The organism is Brachyspira sp. (assembly GCF_029258575.1).
Classification (GTDB): Bacteria; Spirochaetota; Brachyspiria; order Brachyspirales; family Brachyspiraceae; genus Brachyspira.
The window spans coordinates 1-5,686 of record NZ_JARHYI010000021.1; the positions used below are offsets into that span (position 1 = coordinate 1).

The 5,686-nt window shown below is 25.6% G+C and carries 4 protein-coding genes and 1 pseudogene; 3 read left to right on the forward strand and 2 right to left on the reverse strand.

What is annotated here, in order from left to right; genetic code table 11:
* A pseudogene (locus Q1J76_RS01540) lies at positions 1-82 on the reverse strand (IS1595 family transposase); the annotation flags it as partial.
* A gap of 261 nt (positions 83-343) precedes the next feature.
* Between Q1J76_RS01540 and Q1J76_RS01545 the strand changes: the two are divergent.
* The 3 genes from Q1J76_RS01545 to Q1J76_RS01555 all read left to right on the forward strand — a co-directional run bounded on the left by Q1J76_RS01545 (position 344) and on the right by Q1J76_RS01555 (position 4,496).
* Positions 344-682, forward strand: a complete 339-nt coding sequence (locus tag Q1J76_RS01545; RefSeq protein WP_300365748.1) for a hypothetical protein — start codon at positions 344-346, stop codon at positions 680-682.
* Between the two features lie 34 nt (positions 683-716).
* On the forward strand, positions 717-2,768 hold the full coding sequence (locus Q1J76_RS01550) for a tetratricopeptide repeat protein (protein WP_300365752.1): 2,052 nt from the start codon (positions 717-719) through the stop codon (positions 2,766-2,768).
* A gap of 108 nt (positions 2,769-2,876) precedes the next feature.
* Positions 2,877-4,496 (forward strand): gamma-glutamyltransferase family protein, encoded by a 1,620-nt coding sequence (locus tag Q1J76_RS01555; protein ID WP_300365755.1) that lies wholly within the window; start codon positions 2,877-2,879, stop codon positions 4,494-4,496.
* Between the two features lie 51 nt (positions 4,497-4,547).
* Here the strand turns inward: Q1J76_RS01555 and Q1J76_RS01560 are convergent.
* A partial coding sequence (locus Q1J76_RS01560; RefSeq protein WP_300365758.1) for a TaqI-like C-terminal specificity domain-containing protein occupies positions 4,548-5,686 on the reverse strand: 1,139 nt, incomplete at its 5' end.

Consider the following 5,686-nt stretch of genomic DNA (forward strand, 5'->3'; position numbering starts at 1 on the left):
AAGCTGTTCGGGCTGTAGTTCCTGCAACAAAATGTTCTATTAACTTTAATTGTTTTTCTCGGCTTAATTTACTTCGTTTCATAACTAAATTATAACAAATTTAAGTTATCTAGGACAGCCCCTAAAAAATTATGATAAAGAAATATTAAAAAATAAAAATGATTATGAGCTTTTAGAAAAACAAGCAGATTTATATATGAAAATAAATGATAAAGAAAGTGCCTTACAAATATACAATAAAGCTATAGGATTATGTCTAAATGTCTAAAGAAAATAGAGAGATTTAATAAAGACAAAAATATCAAATACAGATGAAGAATATGAAGATAAAATAAGTTTTTGTATGGAATACTTATCATATTTAGCATTATTCTATCAAAAAATTTCAAGATATGATGAATGCCATCTTGTTTATGAAGAGCTTATAAAAATATATGAGGAAAAAGTAAGAGATAGTGAGGATAGTATATTTTATTTAGAATCTATTGCAGAGCTTTATATGAAAATAAATAAAGAAGATAATGCTTTAAAAACATATAAAAGAATTTTAGTAATAGATAAATATAATGATGCAGAAGATAAAATAAAAGATATACAATCAGGAAATAAAATAAGAATTGCCTATATATTTGAATTATCTCATAGAAAATATATACGACATGATCAAATAGAAATGATATAAAAAAATATATTATCTAATCTTAAGGAGAATAAAAATGCAAAATAAAAATTATACTTTAGAAGAAATCGAAAATATAATAGACAAAGAGTTTTCTTATGAACTTGAGTCAGATAATAAAGAAAATGATGAAAACAATGATGAGAATAATAATGGAAATATAATTGATGAAGTTAAAGAAGTATTAAAAGAGTATATTAAAAAAGATAAAAATAATACAAAAGCTTTAACTCTATTAGGAATAGCATATTATTCTAAGTATGATAATAAAAAAGCAGAAAAGTTATTTAAAAAAGTTTTATTAATAAATCCTAATGATGATAAAGTATTATACTATACAGCATCCAATTATGTATATTATTTTAGAAGAAATGAAAAATATAGTGAAGCATTAAAACTTATTAAAAAAGCTATAGAATTAAATGAAAATGATTCAGCATATTGGCATCTTTTAGGATATATTAATTATAAAAATAAAAATTATTATGCAGCAATAGAGTATGCTGAAAAAGCAGTTAAGTTAAATAAAAGCTATGTTTTTGATTATAATAATCATTTAGAATATTATCTTACTGTGATAGGGGAATCATATTTTAAATTGGGTAAATATGATGAAGCAATAGATATATTTAAAGAAATAATAAAACTTCCTTGGCATGATCAAAGCGATTTTATGTATTTAGGATTATCATATTTTGAGAAAAAAGAATATGATAAGGCAATAGAAAATTATGAGAAGGTATTAGAAATTGATCCTTCTTGTGATTATATTGAAAATACTAGTGCAATAAATGCATTAGCTAAATCTTATATGGCTTTAGGAGAGTATCAGAAAGGTATTGATGCATATAAAGAATATATAAAAAAACATCAGTGGCGTTGGATAAGATATCTATATAATAAAGATATTGAAGATTATAAATATTTGATAGAAGCATTTAATCAACTTATAGAAGAAGAACCTAATAATTTTAAATATTATGATGGATTAGAAACTATATATTCTTATGATTTGAATATATGTGATAAAGGAGCTAATGTACTTGAGAAATATTTACTAAATAATACTGATAATATTAAACATCAAGTTTATGGAACTCTGGCTCATTTATATGAAAATATTTACAGATATGATAAAGCTATTGAAATGTATAATAAACTTATGGAAATTAATCATTTTGAGAATAATGATTATTATCGTTTATGTGATATTTATAAAAAAATTAAGAATTATGATAAGGTTTTGGAGATGTATGAAGAAAATACTTACAGTAATATAATAAAATTATTAGATTTGTATGATAAGCTTTTCAAACATGAAAAAAAAGATTTGCTTATTGATAAAGCTGTTAATTATTATATTGATAAGAATGATTATAGAGGATTATCTGATTTATATTTGTATATAGGTGAAAAATACAAGGCTATTGAATATTATAAAAAATATATAAATTTAGATGATAATAAAAATAATGGAGATAATTTTATAGCTATTGCAGATATTTATCAAAGTTTAGGAGAAAAGGAAAATGCAGAAGTATATTATAAAAAGGCAATAGAGGTTTATGAAAGTAAAAAATATAAAAATTATTGGTTAGAGATTATAGGAGATTTATATAATTCTATAGGTAATAAGAACAATGCTATTGAAGCATATAAAAAAGCTATAAAAGTTGAAATAAAAAGTTCTAGCAGTATGTACAGAGAAGAAAACAGATTGGGGAGAAAAAAATTTAAAGGTTATTATTCAAAAAATATAGGCGATTTATATATGAAAATAGGTAATAAAAATAAGGCATTAAAATGTTATAAGCATGCTGTTTTATTAGAACCTAATTATGAAGAGTATTATATATCAATTGCAAAAGTTTATAATGATCTTAATGAAAAAGGCTTGGCAAAAGAATATTATAAAAAGGCTATAGATATTTATAAAAAATATTTTGAAATGCGTCCATATAGATGTGATACTCTAAAAAAAATGTTAGAATTATATTTAAAAATTGATGATAAAGAAAATGCCAAAGAATGTTATAAAAAAATTTTAGAGATTAATCCTTATGATGATGAAGTAAGAAAGTTTCTATAAATAAATTTGCATAAATCCAAGATGAAATTATAAAATTAAAAAATATTTTTGACAATTATATTTTTGTTAGTATAATTAGTGTATAAAAATAAAGTTTTAGGTTTCATTATGGATTTTTATGATAATACTTACTCATCTAAAAGAAATGTAGTGTTTGGAAAGAATATAGTTTCTACAAGCAATATATTAGCATCGCAGGCAGGAATTGAAATATTAAAAAAAGGCGGAAATGCTATAGATGCGGCAATTGCAACTGCGGCGGCACTTACTGTTGTAGAACCTACTTCAAACGGACTTGGTGGAGATGCTTTTGCTATAATAAATTTTGAAAATAATTTATATGCTATTAATGGAAGCGGATTTTCTCCTAAAAATTTAGATGTTAATAAAATATTATCTCTTAATCTTGATAGTATTCCAACTTATGGGCTTTTACCTATAACAGTAGGCGGAATACCTGCAGTTTGGGCAACATTAATAAAAAAGTTCGGAAGATTAAAACTTATAGATGTACTTGAGCCTGCAATAAAATATGCTGAAGAAGGTTATGCAATTCAGCCTCAATCTGCTCTTGACTGGAAAGAGGCTTATAATATTTATTTGAAAGAATCTGATAATCTTAAGAAAGAGGAGTTCAGATATTGGTTTGATACTTTTACTTTTAACGGACAAACTCCAAAACTTGGTGAAATAGTGAGACTTCCTTATCATGCAAAAACTTTATATGATATAGGAAAAACTAATGCCGAATGTATTTATAGGGGAGAGTATGCTGAAAATATAGATGCATTTATGAAAAAGTATGGGGGATATTTATCTAAAGAAGATTTGAATGAGTATTATCCTGAATTTGTAACTCCTATAAGCACTAATTATAATGGATATGATATTTATGAAATTCCTCCTAATGGGCATGGTATTACTGTATTAATGGCTTTAAATATTTTATCGAATTTTGATTTGACAGATTTAAATGAATTAGAAAAAGTTCATTATAAAATAGAGGCTTTGAAATTGGCATTTGCAGACACTAAAAAATATGTTGCTGATATTTATCATATGAGAACTTCTATTGAAGAAATGCTTTCAAAAGAATATGCCAAAAAAAGAGCTTCGCTTATCAATAGAAATAATGCATTAGAGCCTATTAATCATATATTTTCATCTGGCGATACAGTTTATTTAGCTACTTCCGATAGTTACGGAAATATGGTTTCTTATATTCAAAGTAATTACTGTGCATTTGGTTCTGGAATGGTTATACCAGATACTGGAATAGCATTGCAAAATAGAGGTGCAAATTTTTCATTAGATATTAATTCAGATAATTTTATAGCTCCTTATAAAAAGCCCTATCATACTATAATACCAGCTTTCATATGTAAAAACTCCAAACCTTATGCCGCTTTAGGTGTAATGGGAGCTTTCATGCAGCCTCAGGGACATTTACAAGTAATAAGTAATTTGATAGATTATAATCTTAATCCTCAGGCGTCTTTGGATAAACCTAGATGGCAATGGGTAGGGGATAAGAATATAGAATTAGAGTACAATTTTAATGATGATATTGTTGCGGGGCTTTCTTCATTGGGTCATAATGTAAGTAAGAAAAATCATATTACCAATTTCGGATATTTCGGAAGAGGACAGATTATTTTAAAAAATGATAATGATGTTTATTTGGCTGGCTGTGACGGCAGAACTGACTCTGGTATTGCTGTATATTAAAAAACATATTTTTAATACCACTCTAAAACCCTTTGCCTCTTTATCAATGAATTATCCCTCAATAATTTTTATTTCCTCATCATTCAGCCCATACAAAGAATACACAATCTTATCAATCTCATCTTCCAAATCAGAAGTATTTTCGTTTTGTTTTTTAAGTTCTATAATTTTATCAACGAGCTTAACCATTTTGTTTTTGGTTTTTGAATTGACTTCTGGGATAGGAAATAATTCTAAAGTAAAAAGTGTAAGTTCTCCTTCTATACCTCCGCCTGCATAATATTTGTTATATGCGTAATAAAACATATGAGAATTTAATATGGAAAGTAAATACTTTAAATTATTATTAGATGATAATATATAAGTTGTTACATCACCGTAATATTTTCCTTCATTATCTAAATAAAAAGCATTAATTTTTGAAGCTTTATTAAACATGATTTTAGGTTTTTGAAAATTATTATAGTAAACTATACTATCCTGAGTTTCAAACCATTTGTTATTTGTTTTTTTACGACAACCTTTTTCTCCGCTTTGCTCTAATCTTTTACCAAAGCTTTTTAAATAATTTTTTATTGCAGGATAGTCATTTATATTTAAATTTAATGCTGGTAGTGTAGCAATTATATACAAATTATGAAAATTGCATTTATATTTTAAAATATTTCTTCCCTTTAACATAGGCTTTATTAAAAATTTACTATTTATATCTTTTTGTATAAGTTTATTTTTAGTATTTTCATCAATAATGAATGCTTCGTTATATCCTGTTTTTATTCCTGCGTTAATATCAATATCCCAATCTTTTAAAGCTTTATGCTTGCTAATCTTTTTAAAAATGCTCCTTTCTAAATCGTTCATTATTACCCATTCTTTGCTTACATCACTTACTACTGTATTAAACTTTGCACTCTTAAGCTCTTTCAAATTTCCTGAATAACTTACTCCGTCAAAAGAACGTTCTCCGCGTATATATTTTTCTTTAGTTTTTGAATAGAAAATTATGTTAACATCTACTGTAGCACTTTCAAATCTGCCAGCCCCTAAATCTATAATACGAAGCACATCGGCATTCTTATAAAAATATTCTCTAGTACTAGCACCATAACCTGCACGCATCCATTTATTAGAAGTTATCAAGCTAGATACTCCGTCAGAACTAAGCAAACTCAAACATTTTTCATAGAACA

Coding starts and splice junctions, on each gene's coding strand:
- Q1J76_RS01545 (WP_300365748.1), top strand. CDS start 344: ATGGAATACTTATCATATTTAGCATTATTCTATCAAAAAATTTCAAGA.
- Q1J76_RS01550 (WP_300365752.1), top strand. CDS start 717: ATGCAAAATAAAAATTATACTTTAGAAGAAATCGAAAATATAATAGAC.
- Q1J76_RS01555 (WP_300365755.1), top strand. CDS start 2,877: ATGGATTTTTATGATAATACTTACTCATCTAAAAGAAATGTAGTGTTT.